Consider the following 19794-nt stretch of genomic DNA (forward strand, 5'->3'; position numbering starts at 1 on the left):
CCGCCGTGCGCAAGTTCAAGTTGCGGTAAGCTGTGCCGACGCTGTTGCCTCACCCGAGGCCGGGCCGGTCGAGCCCTGTTGGCGAAAGGGTGAAGATCTCGCAGCCATTGGCCGTCACGCCCACCGTGTGCTCGTACTGCGCCGTCAGCGACCGGTCGCGGGTGACCGCAGTCCAGCCGTCGGACAGCACCTTCACATGCGGCTTGCCGAGATTAATCATCGGCTCGATGGTGAAGATCATGCCTTCGCGGAGTTCCGGACCTTCGTTCGACTTTCCGTAGTGCAGGATGTTGGGGCTGTCGTGGAAGAGGCGTCCGACGCCGTGGCCGCAGAAGTCGCGCACGACCGAACAGCGCTCTGCCTCAGCATAAGTCTGGATCGCTTCGCCGATTGCACCCGTGCGCGCGCCCGGACGGACGGCAGCGATACCGCGCATCAGGCATTCATAGGTGACTTCCATCAGCCGTTCGGCCGCCCGCTTGACCTGGCCGACCGGATACATGCGGCTGGAATCACCGTGCCAGCCATCCAGCAGATAGGTCACGTCGATGTTGACGATGTCGCCATCGCGCAGCGGCTTGTCATCGGGCATCCCGTGACAGACGACGTGGTTGATCGAGGTGCAGACAGAATATTTGTAGCCGCGATAGTTCAAGGTCGCGGGCAGGGCGCCGTGATCGGCGCCGAACTCGAAGACGAACCGGTCGATCGCGGCTGTCGTGACACCAGGCTTGACCATAGGCGCCAGCGCATCGAGGCAGCGCGCGGTCAACTGGCAGGCGCGGCGCATGCCTTCGAAATCGTTTGCGCCATAGAGACGGATCGCGCCGGTGTTCTTCAGCGGTGCCGTCGCCGCGTCGATATAGGTGACCATGGGGTGGCTTTCGCAAGTTCTAATCTAGGAGCTTTGGCCGTTCATAAACGACCAAGCCCGTCTTCGTCTATCCGGATGAGGCTTTCAGGCACGATTTTGCCCTGATCGAGGTGGCAGCGCACGGCATAGGCCTCCACACCGCGGGCAATCGCACGGGCGAAGGCGCGGCCATAACCGGGGTCGAGATCCGAGCAGATTCTCAAGCGGTCGCAGTCGGCGCGCTGGATGATGAAGAGCATGGCCGCACGACGGCCAGCCTCAACGAGGTCGCCCATTTCGTCGAGGTGCTTGGCGCCTCGGGTCGTCACGCTGTCGGGAAACTCCGCAAGACCTGCCTCTCGGATGAAATGCACGTTCTTCACCTCGACATGCACGCTGCCCTTGGTTTCGTCTTCCAACAAAATGTCGATCCGCGAATTGCGGCCGTAACGCTGCTCGCGTTTGAGCGTCCGGAAGCCCGCAAGCGGCGGAACGAGCCCGGCGAGGATTGCCTCTTCCGCCAGCCGATTGGGCAGGGCCGTGTTGACACCGACCACCGTGCCGTCCGCTTCGACCAGTTCAAGCGCATGGGCGTATTTTCGGGTCGCGGTGTCATGGCGCGATAGCCAGATCCGCGATCCCCGTTCTGTCAGGCCGCGCATGGAGCCGGTATTGGGGCAGAACCCGGTGAGTTCGGTGCCGTCTTCGAGGACGGCGTCAAAGAGGAAGCGCTTGTAGCGGCGCACGAGCCGGGCAGGGATGAGGGGTGGGGAGAAGATCATAGCTGTCTTCGCAGAGGCTTAAGCGGCCGGATCGGCATCGGGCTTGTTGATCGCCCAGGTCAGCAGCGCATCAAGGGCAGGGCAGAGCGCCTGTCCCCAGTCCGTCAGACAATACTCCACCTTGGGCGGCACCTGATGATGGACGATCCGACGGACAATGCCGTCGCTCTCCATTTGGCGGAGCTGCTGGATCAACATCTTCTGCGATATTCCCGGGATGGATCGCTCGAGCTCCGAGAAGCGCAACACCGCGCCGCCGAAGAGATGAAACAGGATCACCAGCTTCCACCGTCCCTCAAGGATCCGCAGGACATTCTCCACGCCTTCGGCCCCGTCGGCAGGCGTCAGAAAGGCATCCTTACTTTTTAGTGGGTACCTTACTTTTTCGTCCGTTCTTGTCATTCTGCGAGCGTATCGCCATCTTCGCCCTCGAGCAAGCGCGCCGCTCTTTCGCACTCTAAAAAACGAAAGATCTGATCCCATGTCGAACACAATGACCGGGCCGGTTAAGGCTTATTTCGAAGGCAGGAATGCGCGCGATTTCGCGCTAGCGCTGTCCGGATTTTCGAATGATGCCGTCGTCCGAGACGAAAGCCGCACGCATCGCGGGACGCAAGAAATCCGCGCCTGGATGATGCAGACCATAGCCGCCTACGATGACCGCTCCGAACTGCTGACCGTTGAAGCCGACGGTGACACCGTGATCGCCACTGCCGAAGTCTCCGGCAATTTTCCAGGCAGTCCGATCACCTTGCGCTACAGCTTCGTGACCGAAAGCGGGGCGATAACCAGCGTGGAGATCGCGCCATGACCGCGGAGTTCAGGATCGACCCGGCGGAATTTGCGGGTGAGGTACTGGCATTTTGAAGCATTCGAGCCGAGACGGCTCGTTGCTTCTCAGGAATTCTAGACCCTCGCCATAACATACCGTCCCGGCGCATCGCCGATCGCATTGAGCGCGTCTCCGCCCGGCTTGCGGGCCGGGACGCGTTCGTCGGCGAGATCTTCCACCCAGATCTGCCAATGCGGCCACCAGGAGCCTGACGTCTCCTTGGCGTTCGCCATCCAGTCCTCGTAGGTGCCGGCAACCTTCCCATTGGTCCAGAACTGGTACTTCTGCTTGTCCGGCGGATTGACGACGCCGGCGATGTGGCCCGAGCCTGAGACGACGAAATCGACCGGCCCACCGAACAGGCTGCTGCCGACGAAGACCGACTTCGCCGGCGCGATGTGGTCTTCCTTGGTCGCGAGATTGTAGATCGGGATCTTCACGTCCTTCAGCGACAGCGTCTTGCCGGCAAGCTGCATCTTGCCCTGGCTCAGCGTGTTGTTGAGGTAGCAGTTGCGCAGATAGAAGGAGTGGTTCGCTGCCGCCATCCGGGTCGAATCGGAGTTCCAGTAGAGCAGGTCGAAGGGCATCGGATCCTGGCCCTTAAGGTAGTTGTTGACGAAATAGGGCCAGATCAGCTCGGAGGATCGCAGCATGTTGAACGCTGCTGCCATTTTCGAACCGTCGAGATAGCCCGTCGACTTCATCCGCTCTTCGAGGCCCGACAGCTGCTCTTCGTCCACGAAGACCTTGAGATCCCCGGCATAGGTGAAGTCCACCTGCGTGGTGAACAGAGTTGCGCTGGCGATCCGCTTGTTCTTCTCCTGCGCATGCAGGGCAAGGGCCGCAGCAAGCAGAGTTCCGCCGACACAGTAGCCGATCGCGTTCACCTGTTTTTCGCCGGTCGCCTTCTCCACCGTGTCGAGCGCGAAATCGACGCCCTCGCGGATATAGGCTTCCCAGTCTTTGCTCGCGTGCCGCTCGTCCGGATTGACCCAGGAGATGGCGAAGACCGTGTGGCCCTGATCGACGCACCACTTGATAAAGCTTTTCTGCGGATTGAGATCGAGGATGTAGAACTTGTTGATCCAGGGCGGGCAGATGAGGAGAGGGCGCTTCAGCACCGTCTCTGTCGTCGGCTCGTACTGGATGACCTCGCATATGTCGCTCTGGGCGATCACCTTGCCCGGCGTGATTGCCATGTTCTCGCCGACCGCGAACTTGCTGGTATCGGTCTGGCGGATCCTGAGATCTCCGCCGCCGGCGGCAATGTCCTCGGCCAGCATCTGCATGCCCTTGACGAGGTTCGCACCACTGCTCTCCACGGTCTCGCGATAAAGCTGCGGGTTGGTGGCAACGAAGTTGGCGGGCGAAAGTGCTGCCGTGAGCTGCCGCATGTAGAAGTTCGCCTTGTGGCGCGTATGCTCGTCGAGGCCACCGGCATCATTGACCATCTTCTCTGCCCATTGCGACAAAACGAGATAGGTCTGGCGGAGGAAGTCGAAGAAGGGATTGCGCTCCCAGTCTTCGTCGGAGAAGCGCTTGTCCTTGGGGAACGGATCGGCGAGCGGCTGTTCCGGCGTTGCGAATCGCGCCAGCGACCGGCTCCAGACGATGAAGACCGCGTTGAGCAGATGCGTCTGCGCTTCGAGCGTCCGTTTCGGGTCGGACATCCAGTATTCCGCCACCTTGCCCATGATCTTCACGAGCTCGGCCACCGGCTCGGAAACGGGATCGACGATTTCGCCGGTTTCACGGGGTTTCAGCCACACGGATGCGGCCTTGCCGAGGTTCTCAAGCGCCTTGGCGGCGTTGACGGCGAAGGCCTGCGGATCCTTGATGATATAAGGCTCGATCAGCTTCGGATCGAACGCGGCACCCGCCTCGGCCTCTTCCCGCGTCCTGTCCATGCCATCCTCCCCAGGATTGTTCTGGTGTCTTTTGTGTTTGCCTATCCTGCATGAAAACGACTACAAGTTCCAGCGATTGGCGCATAGTCTTTCGATGATGATCGACGGTTGCGCCCTTGAGAAATGTCAGTTTTGCGCGCGAACGCGGGCGGTCGGGGCCATGGTGCACAGCAAGTTCAATTTTTCGGGTTTCTCGGGCCGGGCGTTGATCGCCGCATTTCTGGCGACGATGGCGGGTGCCGGCTGCCAGTCCGCTCCGCCTGCCACCCCGACGGTTGCTGCGGCCCCTGCGGCACTCCAGGTGAATGTCGAGGATCCTGACAATCCGGAAGCGCCGGCCGTGCGTCCTGCTTATGCCGACGGCTATCCGAATTTTGCCGGCTCGCTGAACGCCGCAAGCGTCCAAATGAGCAACGAGGAAGCGACCGCACTCCAGGCTCAGCTGACCTCGCTTGGTGCTGCCCGCAAGTCGGGCGCGATCTCCGAGGCCGAGTATCAGGCGAAGCTTTCGGAACTGCGCAAGCTCGCGGCCCAGCACGGCGCGGAAACCCAGGCGCAGATCGCCAATTAAGGCTTGCGCTGGCGGCGTTTTTTTCGCAAAGCAACCGAGGCGTTTTTGACATAAAATTTCGTCGGCGATTCAGGCCTTGCGTCGGATTTGCGACAAATTTTCCTGCGAGCGCTTTGATTGAGATATCATCACGCGCATCCGGTTTTGCGGTTCGTTGCGGAGCGTGTGGTCACTGGGAAAACGAGCGCGCCTGCCGCGGTTTATGAGCCGCGCGGTTTCAGGGGTTGAAGATGGAAGAGTTTCACAAAGTCCGGCGTTTGCCGCCCTACGTTTTCGAACAGGTCAACCGTTTGAAGGCGAGCGCGCGAGCCGGTGGGGCCGACATCATCGACCTCGGCATGGGCAATCCCGATCTTCCGACTCCGCAGGCGATTGTCGACAAGCTCTGCGAAGTGGTTCAGGACCCGCGCACCCATCGTTACTCCTCGTCCAAGGGCATTCCGGGCCTGCGCCGCGCCCAGGCGGCCTATTACGCCCGCCGCTTCAACGTGAAGCTCAATCCCGACACGCAGGTCGTGGCGACGCTGGGTTCCAAGGAAGGCTTCGCCAACATGGCGCAGGCGATCACCGCACCCGGTGACGTCATTCTTTGCCCGAACCCGACCTATCCGATCCATGCCTTCGGCTTCCTGATGACCGGCGGCGTCATCCGCTCGATCTCGATCGAGCCGGACGAAACCTTCTTCCCGCCGCTCGAGCGTGCCGTGAAACACTCGATCCCGAAGCCGCTGGCGCTGATCATCAACTACCCGTCGAACCCGACGGCGCGCGTCGCAAGTCTCGACTTCTACAAGGACGTCATCGCTTTCGCGAAGAAGCACGACATCATCGTGCTCTCAGACCTTGCCTACTCGGAAATCTACTTCGATGGCGATCCGCCGCCGTCCGTGCTCGAAGTTCCGGGTGCCATGGACTGCACCGTCGAGTTCACCTCGATGTCCAAGACCTTTTCCATGCCCGGCTGGCGCATGGGCTTTGCCGTCGGCAACGAACGCCTGATCTCGGCCTTGACCCGCGTGAAGTCCTACCTTGACTACGGCGCGTTTACCCCGATCCAGGTGGCCGCGACCCACGCCCTGAACGGCGACGGCTCTGACATCGCGGAAGTGCGCAGCGTCTACAAGCGCCGCCGCGACGTGATGGTCGAGAGCTTCGGCAAGGCTGGCTTTGAAGTGCCGCCGCCGGCAGCCACGATGTTTGCATGGGCGAAGATCCCGGAAAAGTTCCGCCATCTTGGTTCGCTGGAGTTCTCCAAGCTGCTCGTCGAGAAGGCTGATGTGGCTGTTGCCCCGGGCATCGGCTTCGGTGAAATGGGCGACGAATATGTGCGTCTGGCGCTCGTCGAGAACGAGCACCGCATCCGCCAGGCCGCTCGCAACATCAAGAAGTTCCTGTCGACGGCCGACGAGACCATGCACAACGTGATTTCGCTCAACGCCCACCGTTGAGTCCACGTTGCGCCCCAGGCGGTCCCGTCAGGACCGCCTCACTTCCTTTTCGATGACGTCAGGAATGCCTCATGGCAAATGCCCTTAAAATCGGCGTGGCGGGTTTGGGTACCGTCGGTGCCTCGCTTGTCCGTATCCTCCAGACCCGCGCCAATGCGCTGACCGTCGCTTGCGGTCGCCCGATCGTGGTCACTGCCGTCTCGGCTCGCGACGCCTCCAAGGATCGCGGCATCCTGATGGACGGCATCACCTGGTATGCGGATCCGGTGGAGATGGCCCAGCAAGCAGACATCGACGTCTTCGTCGAACTCGTCGGTGGCTCTGAAGGGGCAGCTGAAGACTCGGTCCGTGCAGCGCTTGGACGCGGTCTTCATGTTGTGACGGCCAACAAGGCGCTTCTGTCGCGCCATGGCGTTGAACTCGCCAAGCTTGCCGAGGAAAAAGGTCGCCTCCTGAACTACGAAGCGGCGGTCGCTGGCGGCATTCCCGTCATCAAGACGCTGCGCGAGTCGCTCACCGGCAACAATTTCTCCCGCATCTACGGGATCATGAACGGCACCTGCAATTACATCCTGACCCGGATGGAGCGTGAGGGCCTGTCCTTTGCCGATTGCCTCAAGGAAGCCCAGCGCCTGGGTTACGCCGAAGCCGATCCGAGCTTCGACATTGAAGGCAATGATACTGCCCACAAGCTGTCGATCCTGACGACGCTGGCCTTCGGCTGCGAGATCTCGGCGGACAAGATCTATCTCGAAGGCATCACCAACATCTCGATCGAGGATATCCATGCGGCGGCCGATCTCGGCTATCGCATCAAGCTTCTCGGTGTGGCCCAGAAGACCGAGAGCGGCATCGAGCAACGCGTACATCCGACCATGGTGCCGCTCGACAGCGTCATCGCCCAGGTCGATGGCGTGACCAACGCGGTGGCGCTCGAATCCGACATCCTCGGCGAATTGCTGATGGTCGGCCCCGGTGCCGGCGGCAATGCCACGGCATCTGCCGTGCTCGGTGACATCACCGATATTGCGAAAAGCCGCCCGGGTGCGCAGGAAGTGCCCGTCCTCGGCCGTCCGGCCCATCTGCTTGAGCCCTATCGTCAGGCCGAGATGCAGAGCCATGAAGGTGGCTACTTCATCCGCCTGACCGTTCAGGACCGCACCGGTGTCTTCGCCAGCATCGCAACGAAGATGGCCGAGAACGCCATTTCGCTTGAATCGATCGTCCAGCATTCCAAGCAGCCGGTGACGCCGGATCGCCCCCAGACGATCATCCTCGTCACCCACGCGACGATGGAAAGTGCCGTCCGCAAGGCCGTCGGCGCCATCAAGGGCGAAGGTTACCTGATCGGCGAGCCGCAGGTGATTCGCATCGAACGCCCCAAAACCTGAACCGAACGAGACTCGGTGGCGCCCTTCGGCCTGCCGTTAAACCGGCAGACCATGGCAGAATCGTCATTAATCAGATGATTCCTGGCGGTTGCCTGCCTGGGCTCTCGCCAAAAGTCTAATGCGGGCGTAGTCTCCAGCCTCTATCGGGTCCTGGGGAGGAGTTCGTCGATGGGATTGGTAAAAGGCAGAGCGCCGTGGATTGAGTTATCCGACGGCGTTCTGGACAGTGACGATCAATCGTCACGGTCTCGCGAAGGCGAGCGCTCAAAATCCGCGGCTTCCGTCGAAACACGCGCCGATTGGGCTCTCCTGTTTGTCCTCGCCGCATTCATGGCCGTCGCCTTTGCGCTGGTCGCGTGGTTGATGTCCTGACGCTGCGGCTCAGCCTTGTGGCTCTCGGGCTTCGGCCTCTGGTGATTTTCTGCGATCGGTATAGAACGGGTGAGGGCGGTGCCGCCGCCCATGGCCCTGTCGTGCAGGCTTGCAAGCGCCTGCGCACCCGCAAAGAGCAGTAATGTCGACTGAACCGGTAGATCCCGTCATCCGCGCCTTCCTCGGCGTTGAACACTCCGCCAGCGGTCAGCGCTGGATGTCCCGCACCGATCAGGCCGGCCAGAACCGTGCGCTTGCAATCAGCCAGTTGCATGGCATTCCCGAGCTCGTCGCCCGCGTGTTGGCCGGCAGGGGCGTCGGTGTCGACGAGGCGCCGGCCTTTCTCGATCCGACCATTCGCAATCTCATGCCGGACCCGTCCAAGCTCACCGATTGCGATGCGGCAGCGCAGCGCATCGTGGAGGCGATCGATCGAAAGGAAAGAGTCGCCATCTTCGGCGACTACGACGTCGACGGGGCCGCGTCCTCGGCGCTCATGGCCCGCTTTCTCCATCATTTCGGCATAGAGGCCGAGATCTACATCCCGGACCGGATCTTCGAAGGCTATGGCCCGAATGCTGCCGCCATCGACCAGCTGATCGAGCGCGGCGCGAACCTCCTGATTACCGTCGACTGCGGATCGACCAGCATCGAAGCGCTGGGGGCCGCCGAACGGCGCGGTGTGGACGTTGTCGTCATCGACCACCACCAGATGGGCCACGAAATGCCGATCTGTCATGCGCTGGTAAACCCGAATCGTGAGGACGACCTGTCGGGGCAGGGTCATCTCTGCGCCGCCGGTGTGGTCTTCATGGTGCTGGTGGCCACACTTCGGGTTCTGCGAGAGGCCGGCCATCCCCATGCGCGTTCCCTCGACCTGCTCGCCTGGCTCGATCTCGTGGCGCTCGCCACCGTCTGTGATGTGGTGCCGCTGAAGGGCCTGAACCGCGCCTATGTGACCAAGGGCCTGATCGCCGCCCGCCATCAGAACAATGCCGGTATGGCGGCTCTGCTGAGGGTGGCGGGGATCGGCGGGCCCGTGACGCCCTACCATTTCGGCTTTCTGCTCGGGCCCAGAATTAATGCCGGCGGTCGCATCGGCGATGCCGCTCTCGGCAGCCGGCTGCTGACGCTGGATGACGCGGCAGAAGCCGACGAGATCGCCGCAAAGCTCGACGAACTGAACCGTGAGCGCCAGGCGATGGAAGCCATCATGCTGGCCGAGGCAGAAGCCGAGGCGATGGCCGAATACGGCACGGGCGAGCGGGCAGCCGTGATCGTCACCGCCAAGGAGAACTGGCACCCGGGCATCGTCGGCCTGCTCGCAGCAAGGCTCAAGGAGAAGTTCAAACGCCCGGCCTTCGCCATTGCCTTCGATCCCCTGGGCAAAGGCACCGGTTCGGGCCGCTCGATCAACGGGTTCGATATGGGCCGGATGGTCCGGGCTGCGGTCGATGAGGGTCTGCTGGTCAAAGGCGGCGGGCATGCCATGGCGGCGGGCCTGACGGTCGAGCGGTCGAATCTAGGACGCCTGCGCAGTTTCTTCGACGAACAGGCCACGTCTCAGGTATCGGCGCTTGCCGCCAACCAGACGCTGAAGATCGACGGCGCCATCGGTGCCTCGGGCGCGACACTTGCGCTTGTCGACCAGTTGGAGGCTGCAGGCCCCTATGGCTCGGGCCATCCGCAACCCATCTTCGCCGTGCCGCTGCACCGGCTGAAAGACGCTCGCCCCGTGGGAACGACCCACATAAAGATCACGCTGGAAGGCATGGATGGAAAGCGTCTGGAGGGGATCGCCTTTAGGGCAGCCGAAACGGACCTCGGCCATTTCCTGATGAACAACCGTGGCAACCAGGTGCATGTCGCAGGCACCCTGAGCGCCGATCACTGGCAAGGCAACAGACGCGTTCAGTTCCGCGTCATGGACGCCGCCAAGGCGCCGTGAGGCGAACGATTTGATCAGATGTCGGGGAGATCGAAGTGGCACGCCCTAGGGGAGTCGAACCCCTCTTCCCAGAATGAAAATCTGGTGTCCTAACCGATAGACGAAGGGCGCGTGCGCTTCGGTGGCGCCCTTATGGCCGGAACTTCCGGCAAGCGCAAGAGGCTTTAAACGCCATGGGACGATTTTTTCCACAGGCATGCGCAGAGGCAGTATCTCAAGCACAAACAAACACTTGCGCGTAAGCTGTCCACAGGTTGCGAATTGTCAGGGAAGATCGAAGTGGCACGCCCTAGGGGAGTCGAACCCCTCTTCCCAGAATGAAAATCTGGTGTCCTAACCGATAGACGAAGGGCGCGTGCGCTTCGGTGGCGCCCTTATAGTCAGGCCTCTGGATGACCGCAAGCGGAAACTTGGCGAAGTTCGAGAGAAAAAATCAGGCGCGGAAAGCGGGCGAAACTCGGCAGAAAACGCCAGTCCACGACAGGCCTCTGTAGACGACTAAACTGCTGGGGAGACTGATACGAAGTGGCACGCCCTAGGGGAGTCGAACCCCTCTTCCCAGAATGAAAATCTGGTGTCCTAACCGATAGACGAAGGGCGCGTCTGCTTCGTGGCGCCCTTATAATCAGGCTGTTCCCGGACCGCAAGCGGCTTTTATGTCTTTCATGCAAAAAATGTGACAGCGATCAAATCCAGATCTCTCGCGAGCGACAAACGTTTTGATTGGAAGGACTTGAGCCACTCTCGAAAGACTTGGGATCAAGGTGCCGCAGCAGCCTTCTCCGCTTTCTTTCCGCCTTTGAGGAGATCGGAGAGCGAGGGCAGCCATGCCTTCTTCTTCGGACCCGCATCAGCCTCGGCCACGACCTGTTCATCGGCCGGTAGCGGCTCTGCCGGATCGAACGCCTGGACCGCACCCATGGCCTGCAATTGATCAGGCGTGAGCTGGACGCGTTCCGGCACATCGGATGTCGGTTCGCGAAGGGCCAGTATCTTCCGCTTGGGACGCGGGTCTGAGAGCTTCTTGAGAACCGGCTGCTCCTCTGCCGGCACCGCAGTCGATTCGGTGAGCGGCAGGCCTTCAGCTGTCGGCTGCGAGGTCTGCGCCTGAAGCGCCTGTTGCTGCATCAATGCCTGCTGTTCGGCAGACGGACTGAACAGGCTCTTGCGCATGGCATTGACGCCGAGTGTCGGCATGTCACCCGGCACCAGGCTCGGGCTTGCCGCAGACCCAGCTGCCGCAACCTGGGCCGTTCCCGTGTCACCGGTCTGCGCTGCGCTTGGCTGGTTGGCCCGCCCGGCAGAGAACAGGCTGTTGTTGCCGGCATTCACCGCCGTCGGCTGCATGGTGATCTCACCAAGGTCCGCCTGAGCCTGTGATTGTGGCTGACTGGCAGGTTGCGCCTGTCCCTGAGCAGCCTGCTGCTGAAGGGCAAGCACTTCCGGCGGCGGTTCGGCAATATCGGCAAAGGCCGCGGCCAGCGGAACCGGTTTGCGTTTCAGGCGCGGGGGATCTGTTTCGTTTTGAGACGCGGCGGGCATGGCGGCGGCTGCCGGTTGTCCCGAAACGGAAACCACATAGGGATCCCGAAACGACTTGCCGCCGGGTGCTGCTGCGGAAACCTCTTCCGACGGTGTCGCGTCGCCGATCGACAGCACCTCGTCAGCGCTGGTCTGGCATGACGCGAGCAGCGCGCTTGCGAACACAGCGATCAGCGCAAATGCGGGTTTCGGGGGCTGGGATGAGCAAGTCATGTCGATCTCCGTCGTCACCTTCGCGCGCAAGGAAAAGGGCCGCCGGGGCGGCCCTCGTGTAGACTGGAGACTAGGCGCGCAAACTTGCGCGAGGCGGTGGTGCTTACCAGGCGCCGGTGTTCGGCATGGAGGCCCAGGGCTCTGCCGGGGCAAGGTTTTCGCCCTTCTGCAGAATCTCGATCGAAATGCCGTCAGGTGAGCGGACAAATGCCATGTGGCCATCGCGGGGCGGACGATTGATGGTGACGCCATTGTCCATCAGTTTCTGGCAGATGGCATAGATATCGTCGACCTCATAGGCCAGATGACCGAAGTTCCGGCCGCCGGTATAGTCTTCCGTATCCCAGTTGTAGGTGAGCTCGAGGCAGGGGGCCATGTCCACCTTCGCCTTGTCGAGATCCTTCTCGGCGGTCAGAAAGACCAGCGTGAAACGGCCCTTCTCGTTCTCGTAGCGGCGGATCTCGGTGAGGCCGAAAAGGTTGCAATAGAAGTGCAGAGAGGCCTCGAGGTCCTTCACTCGGACCATGGTGTGCAGGTAACGCATGGGTGTTCTCCTTTGACGCGGTCGATATGGGGCTGCCGTCAGCTTCGAGCAAGGCTGTGGCTGCAAAAGCAACTGGTGAAATGTAAAACTAGGGCTTGCGCAGATCCGTTGACCAAATGTTAATCTGAATCTCAAGAATCAGTTAACTAAGCAATGTGACGCGTTTTCGAGGGGCTTGGGGAAATGGCGGACAGGATTTCATCAAAGGGGCTCGGCGAGTACGAAGAGCTGTCCGGAGAAGCCGTAGACCTGCTGGAGATCACCGGCGTCGTCAAGTGGTTCGACGTCGCCAAGGGCTTTGGTTTCATCGTCCCCGACAACGGCATGCAGGACGTGTTGCTCCACGTGACATGTTTGCGCCGTGACGGCTACCAGACGATCCTCGAAGGCACCCGCATCGTCGCCCTCATCCAGAAGCGTGATCGTGGCTACCAGGCCTTCCGCATCCTCTCCATGGACCAGTCGACTGCCGTTCATCCCTCGCAGATGCCGCCGGTTCGCACCCATGTGCAGGTGACGCCGACGAGCGGTCTTGAGCGCGCGCTGGTCAAGTGGTTCAACCGCACCAAGGGCTTCGGCTTCCTGACGCGCGGCGAGGGCACCGAGGACATCTTCGTGCACATGGAAACGCTTCGCCGATTCGGACTGACCGAGCTTCGCCCGGGCCAGACGGTTCTGGTGCGCTTCGGGCCTGGCGACAAGGGCCTGATGGCCGCCGAAATCCACCCGGACAATCCGGGCCCGGCCGTGCGTGCGCACTGAGCCGATGACCAAGCTGATGACCATCACCAGAAGCGCCTTCGTGGCGCTTCTTGCGTTTTTCTCTCTGGCCGGCGTTGCACTGAGCGAAGTCGTCTTTGAGCGCGGCCAACTGAGCTTCGAGACGGAAGCCGGGGAGCGCATCACACTGGACGTGGAATGGGCCTTGACCGCCGAGCAGCGGGCGAGGGGCCTGATGGAGCGGCCGGCACTTCCCGACCGTACGGGCATGCTCTTTGATTTCGGCGAAACGCGCATGGTCACCATGTGGATGGCCAATACTCCCGAATCCCTCGACATGATCTTCATCGACGATACTGGCAAGATCGCCCGCATCGCCGAGCGCACGACACCCTATTCCGAGGCGATCGTGTCCTCGGACAAGCCGGTGCGTTATGCGCTTGAAATCCGCGGCGGCCATGCAGCCGAACTCGGCCTCAAGCCGACCGCCCGCCTGGTGCTGCCGCTTGACCTGCCCAAGTGACGGGGCAGCGGCCTTTGTTTTCGCCTGAAGATTCAATCGCGAACAAACCGCTTTTTGCTGTTGCGGCTGAGGGGTGAACCGTGTATTCCCGCTTCATTGCTTGAACGGAGTGTAGCGCAGCCTGGTAGCGCATCTGGTTTGGGACCAGAGGGTCGGGAGTTCGAATCTCTCCACTCCGACCAAGCAATGAGCCGGACCATCAGGAACATCCTGAGTTCTAGGGTCCCAAAAGTCTGCTGTTACGAACTGACGAACAGGCGGACATCCGGCAAATAAAACTTCCCAACTCGATACTGACAAGGCCTGTGCGCCGCCCCGACTTTTATCTCCAAGCGGTAGGCGAATCGCGTGCCTTTTGCGGCCTGCGTTAGAGCATGCGTGCATTTGTGGCGACGCCACAATTTCCCCTTGCTGCCGTAATGCGCGCCCTTTATTCCTTATGGTTGTATCCAGGGGTGGGGACGATCATAATGAGACATATCTATACCATTGCCGCCATGGCGCTCGTGGTAACTGGCTGCCAGACGATGAAGCCGGCTGCTTCTCCGATGGAAGCCTATCTCAACCGGCATGCTGCGGCGGAGGCAATTGCGCGGAATTGCCCGGCCTATGGCGGCTATGGTGCCGTGACAGCCATGCGCTCGGATGCCGATCAAAATCTCGCCCGTGCGCGCGCCCTCGGCGCGACGGAGATGGATGTTCAAAAAGCGCGCGAGCGGATGAACAGCAATCTGATGAGCGCCGTGATGCTCGTGGGCCCGATCGAGGCCTGCAACGCCTTCGTCAATCAACTGGCCTGGGCGGGAACCTCGACGGCGCAAATACCGAAGAAGGCCAACTAGGCTGCCCGATACGCGAGGTGAGGGCAGCGCTGATTTGGTTTGCGCGGCCCGCAGAGAGGTGGCGTCTCGATGACTGTCGCGGTATCAGGTGAGTATGGACATCCGCTCTGCAATTCATCCATCATGCTGTTGCGAAGGCGCTCCAACGAGGATATACGGAACCTCGAAGAAAGTCGGTCTCGTAGTGCGCGAGCAATCTACGAACAGCGGATAAATGCCATTGTTTTTCAATGGATATGGGGTCTAGAATCTCGCCGCGCCGATCAGAATTGGAAGGCCTTCCGCATTCGGCGGGCCGGGTGTCCGGCGGCAGGGCAACTTGCCGCAAAATCTTGGAGATGGATAAGGCCATGTCTGCGAAGATCTACCGCCCCGCGAAAACCGCCATGCAGTCCGGCAAGGCGAAGACCCATCTTTGGGTTCTGGAATTCGACCAGTCTGCACCGCGCAAGATCGATCCGATGATGGGCTACACCACATCTGGCGACACCCGCCAGCAGGTAAAGCTGACCTTCGAGACGCTGGAACAGGCCGAAGCCTATGCGAAGCGCGAAGGCATCGAATACCGCGTCATCCTGCCGAAGGAAGCCAAGCGCCAGGTCGTGTCCTACACGGACAACTTCCGCTACAACCGTCTTCAGCCCTGGACGCACTGACATTTCTGCCGCTTCGCGCGGCCCCGAGACGGTCCCTTAGCTCAGCTGGATAGAGCAAGTGCCTTCTAAGCACTAGGTCGTAGGTTCGAGCCCTACAGGGATCGCCATTCCCCTAGTTAACTGCATGATTTTATTTAAGGTGCGACCAAGGCGCGCAGGGCGACCTTGCATTTATTCGTCAGCAGTTATGCAGACGTGGCTAGCCACGGCCTGAATGCCTTTGATATTCAAGAAATTTGGTGGGCCCGGAGGTACCAAAACGTGTCTCGCACCGTAGCTACGCACTGCATGTAATCGCCCAGTTTAGGAAGCCACTGCGGTTCAGCCAGGCACTAACTGCATTGGGACAATCTGCTGGCGGACGAGTGCCTTTCCTCGGTGATTTTCTATGATCTTGAACGCTGGAGTGTTCATCAGCGTGTGCATATAGCAGTGGTGAATAGTCAGAACGAGATCCTGCAGAGCTTGATCCTCTTCGAGGTCTTCAATTATGAGGCCGACTTCCTTGCACTTCTCAGCTTGAATGTGCGTATTGTGGGCCTTGCCCTCGTTGTTCGCGAAGATTTCGACAATTTTGCCAATGATCTCGTCCTGCTCAGCCTTGCCGAGGGTGGAAAGCATGTTGGTCCGAAGCGTTCTCTCTATGAATTCGTTTGAGTCGGCGACCGCTAGCTCGCACCGCTCAATGAACGATGGTGTGATCTTGGAGAGGATGGGATTCCAGAAGAATGATGCATTGGGATTTGCAAGGATCTCATCATAGGCTCGCCGAACCTCGCTGAGAAGATTGGCGGCACCGATCATGCCGAACTGGGGGTCCACCGGACCGAGGCTGGATTGCTTGCCCATGATGATCGACTTGCACGAGCAAGCCAGCATGGTCCCCGCCGACATTGCCAGCTGGGGAACGATAGCACGCATGTTGTCCCCAAACATGCCTCGCAAGTAATCGACCAAGGAAACAGCAGCCTGCCCATCGCCTCCGGGCGTATGGAGGATAAGGTCGAGCCCTTTGCTGCGGTCCATCTCGTGGACGCACAGCATAAAGCCGTTTTTGTCTTCGTCGTTGATTTCCGTGCCCTCAATGCGCTTGCTGAGGTATCCGGAGTAATAGGCGATGACATTTCGCCCTGTATGTCGATTGAGACGCTTTAAGTAGCGGCGCCGGATTATGTCGTGCGCCGATTCGCGTGCACGTGCTTGCTCAGCTGAAATTTCCCTGAGTACGCTGTCCCAATTCGGCATTACTGCTATTCCCCACGCGAACTGGCACTTCTGGGGTGCCATAGGTTGCAATCGTAGGGATATATGGCAGTTCACCAGGGAAACGTAAATCCTCCATGTTTTCAGTCGGAGAGATCTGGCCGTTCTTCACCAATGAAGTGAACATTGCGGTGACTTCCAATGTCTTGGCATCCATCGTGGCGCTCCCTTTGACTGCGACGCTTCTCTTCAGCGCGGCATGATACGCGTGTATCGCTTGTCTGTAGCTTAACAAGCGCGCTCCCCATTGGTTCCTAAAAGAGCAATCGTTTGACGGGTTGTCCAGTCACGATTTCGCCTTTTGCGTAAAGGTCGCCGTTCCTGTGTCAGATTTGGTATGTCGGTGCAAGCGGGTGTTGCTTCAGTGCCGCCGGGGTTTGAGATTTCACAAATGATTCAGTTGGGAGCGGCGGGACAAGAAACCAAGGCCACGTAGTTGAAAAAATAGACGATTTGTCATCTGCAGGGATCGCCAATCCTCGATTATTGTTATGACGAGTGCCGAGTCTATCCTCATTTTTTAACCGGTGCTTTGTGCAGGATCGGGCGATAGTCATCTTTTCCCATCCGCTGCCAACCTTTCGGAAACCCTTGAGCGTCATGATGCCGCTCACGAGAGGTTAACCATGTCCAGTCGCACCGCATCTTCCCGCCGCGCGCCCGCCAAACGGCGCAAGTCGACCCGCTCTTCCAGCAGCCAGGGCATGACAACCTGGCTGGTCATGCTCGGCATTGTCGCGGGCGGGATCGCCCTCTACGACAACAGAGCCGCTGTGCTCAAGGAATTGTCTCCCCTTCTATCAGACCGAAAGCCAGCCGCAGCCCGGACCGAAGCCAAGGCGGAGCCCCGCAGTGAGCGGGAGAAGACCGCCAACGCGCGGACAGCCCCGAACGGCTCTAAAACGCCGATACCGCCGGCCGAGGTTGGTGTCGTGAAGGCTGCGGTCCCTGCGTCTCGCCCGGCACTCACGACCGCCGCTGGCGGCCCACTGACGGGGGAGAATTTCGCCGGCAAGTTCTATTTCTGCGGCACGTCGGGCCTCGACAACTGCGTCATGAGCGGTGATACCTTCTGGTACAAGAAGACCAAGGTCGTGCTGGCCGACATTGCAGCGCCGAGAACGGATGGCGCCGCCTGCCAGCAAGAGCGCGACCGCGGCTTTGCCGCCAAGGTGCGGCTGAAGGATCTGTTGAGCTCCGGACGATTCGATCTTGAGACACTGAAGACGGCGGGTCCAGGCGGTGCCTCAGGGGTGCTACGCGTGGCAACCCGCGATGGCCGCTCGCTGGGTTCAATCCTGGTGTCCGAAGGCCTCGCCAAGCCGCGCATGGCGCGCCAGCAGAGCTGGTGCCCGTGACTGCAACATAGCGGCCGTCTCCACAACTGAAAGAGCCCGCCGCGGTGGTCGCGGCGGGCTCTTTGATTCCGAATGCGGAAGACCGCTTAATGCAGGATCTGGCTGAGGAACAGCTTCGTGCGCTCGTGCTGCGGATTGTCGAAGAATTCGGCCGGCGAATTCTGCTCGACGATCTGGCCCTGGTCCATGAAGATGACGCGGTCTGCAACCTGACGGGCAAAGCCCATTTCATGCGTGACGCAGATCATGGTCATGCCTTCTTCGGCAAGGCCCACCATGGTGTCGAGAACTTCCTTGACCATTTCGGGATCGAGCGCCGAGGTCGGCTCGTCGAAGAGCATGATCTTCGGCTTCATGCAGAGCGCACGGGCAATGGCCACACGCTGCTGCTGGCCACCGGAAAGCTGGCCCGGATACTTGTTGGCCTGTTCCGGGATCTTGACGCGCTTCAGGAAGTGCATCGCGATTTCCTCGGCATCCTTCTTCGGCATCTTGCGGACCCAGATCGGGGCCAGCGTGCAGTTTTCGAGAATAGTGAGGTGCGGGAAGAGGTTGAAGTGCTGGAACACCATGCCGACTTCGCGACGAACTTCATCGATCTTCTTCAGGTCGTTCGTGAGTTCGATGTTGTCGACCAGGATGTTCCCGGTCTGGTGTTCTTCCAGGCGGTTGATGCAGCGGATCATCGTCGACTTGCCCGAGCCGGACGGCCCGGCCACGACGATGCGTTCGCCCTTCATGACCTTCAGGTTGATGTCGCGCAGCACGTGAAAATCACCGTACCACTTGTTCATGTTGATCAGTTCGACCGCTACGTCGGTGCCCGACACGGTCTTCTTAGCGGAATTGGCTTCAGCCATGGTTTTTCCCCTTGTTCTTAACGCTTGTGGCCGGTGTCGAGGTGCCGCTCCATGAAGGCGGAGTAGCGCGACATGCCGAAGCAGAAGATCCAGAATACGAAGCCTGCGAAGATCAGACCCGTGAGCGGTGTCACAGGCGTTGCCCAGCTGGCATCGGTGAAGTTGAGGCGGACGATGCCGAGGAGGTCGAACATGCCGATGATCGACACGAGCGAGGTGTCCTTGAACAGGCCGATGAAGGTGTTGACGATGCCCGGGATGACCAGCTTGATCGCCTGCGGCAGGATGATCAGGCGGGTCTTCTGCCAGTAGGACAGGCCGAGCGAATCCGCGCCCTCATACTGGCCCTTCGGGATCGCCTGCAGGCCGCCGCGCACCACTTCTGCCATGTAGGCAGACGCGAAGAGCGACACGCCGACCAGCGCACGTAAGAAGTTGTCGATCGTCCAGCCGGTCGGCATGAAGAGCGGCAACATAACGTTGGCCATGAACAGGACCGTGATCAACGGCACGCCGCGCACCACTTCGATGAAGACGACGCAGATCATCTTGATGACCGGCATGTCCGACCGGCGTCCAAGCGCCAGCAGGATGCCGAGCGGCAGTGATACCGCGATCCCCACGAAAGACAGGATCAGCGTGACCATCAGACCACCCCAGAGCGGGGTTTCCACTTCCGGAAGGCCAAAGCCGCCGTGCAGCAGGAAGAAGGCGACGACCGGGAAGATGACGAAGAGCAGAAGTGCGTTCAAACCCTTGCGCGGTGCCTTCGGGATCAGCATCGGCACAAGCAGGGCGATGAACATCACGCCCACCAGGATCACCCGCCAGCGTTCCTCAAGCGGATAACGCCCGAAGATGAACTGCGAGAAGCGGCTCTCGACGAAGGCCCAGCAAGCGCCCTTCCAACCATCGGGCTGGACGCCGCCCTGGGCAATCGTGGCGCAGACGGCACGGTCGGCGCCGAACCAGGCTGCATCGAGAAACAGGAAGTTGATCGCACCCGGCAGGATGAGTGCGAGAACCGCAAGGCCGATGATCGTGAGGATCACATCTTTCGGCGTCGCGAGCAGGTTCTTGCGGATCCAGCCGCCGATGCTGCCATCGGAGGTCGGGGCGGGGAGGGGTGCCAGCATGTCCTGGCGCACATAGGAAAGGTCGTGTGCCAT

Annotated in this window: 21 protein-coding genes and 5 tRNA genes; 13 read left to right on the forward strand and 13 right to left on the reverse strand. The window is 60.5% G+C overall.

Annotation, left to right across the window (positions count from 1 at the left end; all coding sequences use genetic code 11):
• Nucleotides 1–49: 49 nt before the first annotated feature.
• From map to C0V73_RS10470, 3 genes are read right to left on the reverse strand one after another with little or no spacing between them, the layout of a single operon-like run.
• A complete protein-coding gene (gene map, locus C0V73_RS10460) occupies nt 50–874 on the reverse strand; it encodes a type I methionyl aminopeptidase (protein ID WP_102019941.1) in 825 nt (274 codons plus the stop codon).
• A gap of 41 nt (nt 875–915) precedes the next feature.
• Nucleotides 916–1635, reverse strand: a complete 720-nt coding sequence (gene sfsA / locus C0V73_RS10465; protein ID WP_102019942.1) for a DNA/RNA nuclease SfsA — start codon at nt 1633–1635, stop codon at nt 916–918.
• A gap of 18 nt (nt 1636–1653) precedes the next feature.
• The gene (locus C0V73_RS10470) at nt 1654–2037 is read right to left on the reverse strand and encodes a helix-turn-helix domain-containing protein (RefSeq protein WP_102019943.1); all 384 of its coding nucleotides are present in this window, start codon (nt 2035–2037) and stop codon (nt 1654–1656) included.
• Nucleotides 2038–2116: 79 nt separating this feature from the next.
• On the opposite strand from C0V73_RS10470, the gene C0V73_RS10475 reads away from it, so the two are divergent.
• A complete protein-coding gene (locus C0V73_RS10475; protein WP_102019944.1) occupies nt 2117–2446 on the forward strand; it encodes a nuclear transport factor 2 family protein in 330 nt (109 codons plus the stop codon).
• Nucleotides 2447–2541: 95 nt separating this feature from the next.
• Here C0V73_RS10475 and phaC read toward each other — a convergent pair whose 3' ends face one another.
• Nucleotides 2542–4374, reverse strand: a complete 1833-nt coding sequence (phaC, locus tag C0V73_RS10480) for a class I poly(R)-hydroxyalkanoic acid synthase (RefSeq protein WP_102019945.1) — start codon at nt 4372–4374, stop codon at nt 2542–2544.
• Between the two features lie 160 nt (nt 4375–4534).
• Here phaC and C0V73_RS10485 point away from each other — a divergent pair, with 160 nt between their 5' ends.
• The 5 genes from C0V73_RS10485 to recJ all read left to right on the forward strand — a co-directional run bounded on the left by C0V73_RS10485 (nt 4535) and on the right by recJ (nt 10104).
• Nucleotides 4535–4945 (forward strand): SHOCT domain-containing protein, encoded by a 411-nt coding sequence (locus C0V73_RS10485; protein ID WP_102019946.1) that lies wholly within the window; start codon nt 4535–4537, stop codon nt 4943–4945.
• A 230-nt stretch (nt 4946–5175) separates the two neighbouring features.
• Nucleotides 5176–6393 carry an LL-diaminopimelate aminotransferase gene (locus C0V73_RS10490; RefSeq protein WP_102019947.1) on the forward strand — a complete coding sequence of 406 codons (1218 nt, stop codon included), beginning with the start codon at nt 5176–5178 and terminating at the stop codon, nt 6391–6393.
• Between the two features lie 71 nt (nt 6394–6464).
• Nucleotides 6465–7784, forward strand: coding sequence for a homoserine dehydrogenase (locus C0V73_RS10495; RefSeq protein WP_102019948.1), 1320 nt, complete (start codon nt 6465–6467; stop codon nt 7782–7784).
• Between the two features lie 168 nt (nt 7785–7952).
• A complete protein-coding gene (locus C0V73_RS10500) occupies nt 7953–8156 on the forward strand; it encodes a hypothetical protein (RefSeq protein WP_102019949.1) in 204 nt (67 codons plus the stop codon).
• Nucleotides 8157–8298: 142 nt separating this feature from the next.
• Nucleotides 8299–10104 (forward strand): single-stranded-DNA-specific exonuclease RecJ, encoded by a 1806-nt coding sequence (gene recJ, locus C0V73_RS10505; RefSeq protein WP_102019950.1) that lies wholly within the window; start codon nt 8299–8301, stop codon nt 10102–10104.
• A gap of 36 nt (nt 10105–10140) precedes the next feature.
• Here recJ and C0V73_RS10510 read toward each other — a convergent pair.
• The 5 genes from C0V73_RS10510 to gloA all read right to left on the reverse strand — a co-directional run bounded on the left by C0V73_RS10510 (nt 10141) and on the right by gloA (nt 12403).
• Nucleotides 10141–10215, reverse strand: a tRNA-Glu gene (locus C0V73_RS10510).
• Between the two features lie 169 nt (nt 10216–10384).
• Nucleotides 10385–10459: transfer RNA gene (locus tag C0V73_RS10515), tRNA-Glu, on the reverse strand.
• Nucleotides 10460–10630: 171 nt separating this feature from the next.
• A tRNA-Glu gene (locus C0V73_RS10520) sits at nt 10631–10705 on the reverse strand.
• A 158-nt stretch (nt 10706–10863) separates the two neighbouring features.
• Nucleotides 10864–11859 (reverse strand): hypothetical protein, encoded by a 996-nt coding sequence (locus tag C0V73_RS10525; RefSeq protein ID WP_143708331.1) that lies wholly within the window; start codon nt 11857–11859, stop codon nt 10864–10866.
• A 103-nt stretch (nt 11860–11962) separates the two neighbouring features.
• Nucleotides 11963–12403: a lactoylglutathione lyase gene (gene gloA, locus C0V73_RS10530; protein WP_102019952.1), complete on the reverse strand. Its 441-nt coding sequence runs from the start codon at nt 12401–12403 to the stop codon at nt 11963–11965.
• 183 nt (nt 12404–12586) lie between these two features.
• Here gloA and C0V73_RS10535 point away from each other — a divergent pair, with 183 nt between their 5' ends.
• The 6 genes from C0V73_RS10535 to C0V73_RS10560 all read left to right on the forward strand — a co-directional run bounded on the left by C0V73_RS10535 (nt 12587) and on the right by C0V73_RS10560 (nt 15251).
• Entirely contained in the window at nt 12587–13165 is a 579-nt protein-coding gene (locus C0V73_RS10535) for a cold-shock protein (RefSeq protein WP_102019953.1), read from the forward strand.
• 16 nt (nt 13166–13181) lie between these two features.
• Nucleotides 13182–13646, forward strand: coding sequence for a DUF192 domain-containing protein (locus tag C0V73_RS10540; RefSeq protein ID WP_245407937.1), 465 nt, complete (start codon nt 13182–13184; stop codon nt 13644–13646).
• A gap of 105 nt (nt 13647–13751) precedes the next feature.
• A tRNA-Pro gene (locus C0V73_RS10545) sits at nt 13752–13828 on the forward strand.
• Nucleotides 13829–14116: 288 nt separating this feature from the next.
• Complete coding sequence (locus tag C0V73_RS10550) at nt 14117–14488, forward strand: hypothetical protein (protein ID WP_143708332.1); 372 nt, start codon at nt 14117–14119, stop codon at nt 14486–14488.
• A gap of 350 nt (nt 14489–14838) precedes the next feature.
• The gene (locus C0V73_RS10555; protein ID WP_102020343.1) at nt 14839–15144 is read left to right on the forward strand and encodes an ETC complex I subunit; all 306 of its coding nucleotides are present in this window, start codon (nt 14839–14841) and stop codon (nt 15142–15144) included.
• 30 nt (nt 15145–15174) lie between these two features.
• Nucleotides 15175–15251 (forward strand) — tRNA-Arg (locus tag C0V73_RS10560).
• Nucleotides 15252–15465: 214 nt separating this feature from the next.
• On the opposite strand, the gene C0V73_RS10565 is transcribed toward C0V73_RS10560, so the two are convergent.
• Both C0V73_RS10565 and C0V73_RS22980 read right to left on the reverse strand, forming a co-directional pair.
• On the reverse strand, nt 15466–16389 hold the full coding sequence (locus C0V73_RS10565; RefSeq protein WP_102020344.1) for a serine protease: 924 nt from the start codon (nt 16387–16389) through the stop codon (nt 15466–15468).
• Nucleotides 16349–16564: a hypothetical protein gene (locus C0V73_RS22980; protein ID WP_143708333.1), complete on the reverse strand. Its 216-nt coding sequence runs from the start codon at nt 16562–16564 to the stop codon at nt 16349–16351. Before C0V73_RS22980 ends, C0V73_RS10565 begins: the two co-directional genes overlap by 41 nt.
• Nucleotides 16565–17033: 469 nt before the next feature.
• On the opposite strand from C0V73_RS22980, the gene C0V73_RS10570 reads away from it, so the two are divergent.
• Nucleotides 17034–17765 carry a nuclease gene (locus C0V73_RS10570; RefSeq protein WP_102019956.1) on the forward strand — a complete coding sequence of 244 codons (732 nt, stop codon included), beginning with the start codon at nt 17034–17036 and terminating at the stop codon, nt 17763–17765.
• 86 nt (nt 17766–17851) lie between these two features.
• Here C0V73_RS10570 and C0V73_RS10575 read toward each other — a convergent pair whose 3' ends face one another.
• Both C0V73_RS10575 and C0V73_RS10580 read right to left on the reverse strand, forming a co-directional pair.
• The gene (locus C0V73_RS10575) at nt 17852–18625 is read right to left on the reverse strand and encodes an amino acid ABC transporter ATP-binding protein (RefSeq protein ID WP_102019957.1); all 774 of its coding nucleotides are present in this window, start codon (nt 18623–18625) and stop codon (nt 17852–17854) included.
• Between the two features lie 17 nt (nt 18626–18642).
• Nucleotides 18643–19761 (reverse strand): amino acid ABC transporter permease, encoded by a 1119-nt coding sequence (locus C0V73_RS10580; protein ID WP_245407956.1) that lies wholly within the window; start codon nt 19759–19761, stop codon nt 18643–18645.
• Nucleotides 19762–19794 lie beyond the last annotated feature (33 nt).

The sequence above is a fragment of the Rhizobium sp. TH135 genome, assembly GCF_002855515.1.
In the GTDB taxonomy this organism is placed as follows: Bacteria; Pseudomonadota; Alphaproteobacteria; order Rhizobiales; family Rhizobiaceae; genus Allorhizobium.

Coding starts and splice junctions, on each gene's coding strand:
- map (WP_102019941.1), bottom strand. CDS start 874: ATGGTCACCTATATCGACGCGGCGACGGCACCGCTGAAGAACACCGGC.
- sfsA (WP_102019942.1), bottom strand. CDS start 1,635: ATGATCTTCTCCCCACCCCTCATCCCTGCCCGGCTCGTGCGCCGCTAC.
- C0V73_RS10470 (WP_102019943.1), bottom strand. CDS start 2,037: ATGACAAGAACGGACGAAAAAGTAAGGTACCCACTAAAAAGTAAGGAT.
- C0V73_RS10475 (WP_102019944.1), top strand. CDS start 2,117: ATGTCGAACACAATGACCGGGCCGGTTAAGGCTTATTTCGAAGGCAGG.
- phaC (WP_102019945.1), bottom strand. CDS start 4,374: ATGGACAGGACGCGGGAAGAGGCCGAGGCGGGTGCCGCGTTCGATCCG.
- C0V73_RS10485 (WP_102019946.1), top strand. CDS start 4,535: ATGGTGCACAGCAAGTTCAATTTTTCGGGTTTCTCGGGCCGGGCGTTG.
- C0V73_RS10490 (WP_102019947.1), top strand. CDS start 5,176: ATGGAAGAGTTTCACAAAGTCCGGCGTTTGCCGCCCTACGTTTTCGAA.
- C0V73_RS10495 (WP_102019948.1), top strand. CDS start 6,465: ATGGCAAATGCCCTTAAAATCGGCGTGGCGGGTTTGGGTACCGTCGGT.
- C0V73_RS10500 (WP_102019949.1), top strand. CDS start 7,953: ATGGGATTGGTAAAAGGCAGAGCGCCGTGGATTGAGTTATCCGACGGC.
- recJ (WP_102019950.1), top strand. CDS start 8,299: ATGTCGACTGAACCGGTAGATCCCGTCATCCGCGCCTTCCTCGGCGTT.
- C0V73_RS10525 (WP_143708331.1), bottom strand. CDS start 11,859: ATGACTTGCTCATCCCAGCCCCCGAAACCCGCATTTGCGCTGATCGCT.
- gloA (WP_102019952.1), bottom strand. CDS start 12,403: ATGCGTTACCTGCACACCATGGTCCGAGTGAAGGACCTCGAGGCCTCT.
- C0V73_RS10535 (WP_102019953.1), top strand. CDS start 12,587: ATGGCGGACAGGATTTCATCAAAGGGGCTCGGCGAGTACGAAGAGCTG.
- C0V73_RS10540 (WP_245407937.1), top strand. CDS start 13,182: ATGACCATCACCAGAAGCGCCTTCGTGGCGCTTCTTGCGTTTTTCTCT.
- C0V73_RS10550 (WP_143708332.1), top strand. CDS start 14,117: ATGAGACATATCTATACCATTGCCGCCATGGCGCTCGTGGTAACTGGC.
- C0V73_RS10555 (WP_102020343.1), top strand. CDS start 14,839: ATGTCTGCGAAGATCTACCGCCCCGCGAAAACCGCCATGCAGTCCGGC.
- C0V73_RS10565 (WP_102020344.1), bottom strand. CDS start 16,389: ATGCCGAATTGGGACAGCGTACTCAGGGAAATTTCAGCTGAGCAAGCA.
- C0V73_RS22980 (WP_143708333.1), bottom strand. CDS start 16,564: ATGGATGCCAAGACATTGGAAGTCACCGCAATGTTCACTTCATTGGTG.
- C0V73_RS10570 (WP_102019956.1), top strand. CDS start 17,034: ATGTCCAGTCGCACCGCATCTTCCCGCCGCGCGCCCGCCAAACGGCGC.
- C0V73_RS10575 (WP_102019957.1), bottom strand. CDS start 18,625: ATGGCTGAAGCCAATTCCGCTAAGAAGACCGTGTCGGGCACCGACGTA.
- C0V73_RS10580 (WP_245407956.1), bottom strand. CDS start 19,761: ATGCTGGCACCCCTCCCCGCCCCGACCTCCGATGGCAGCATCGGCGGC.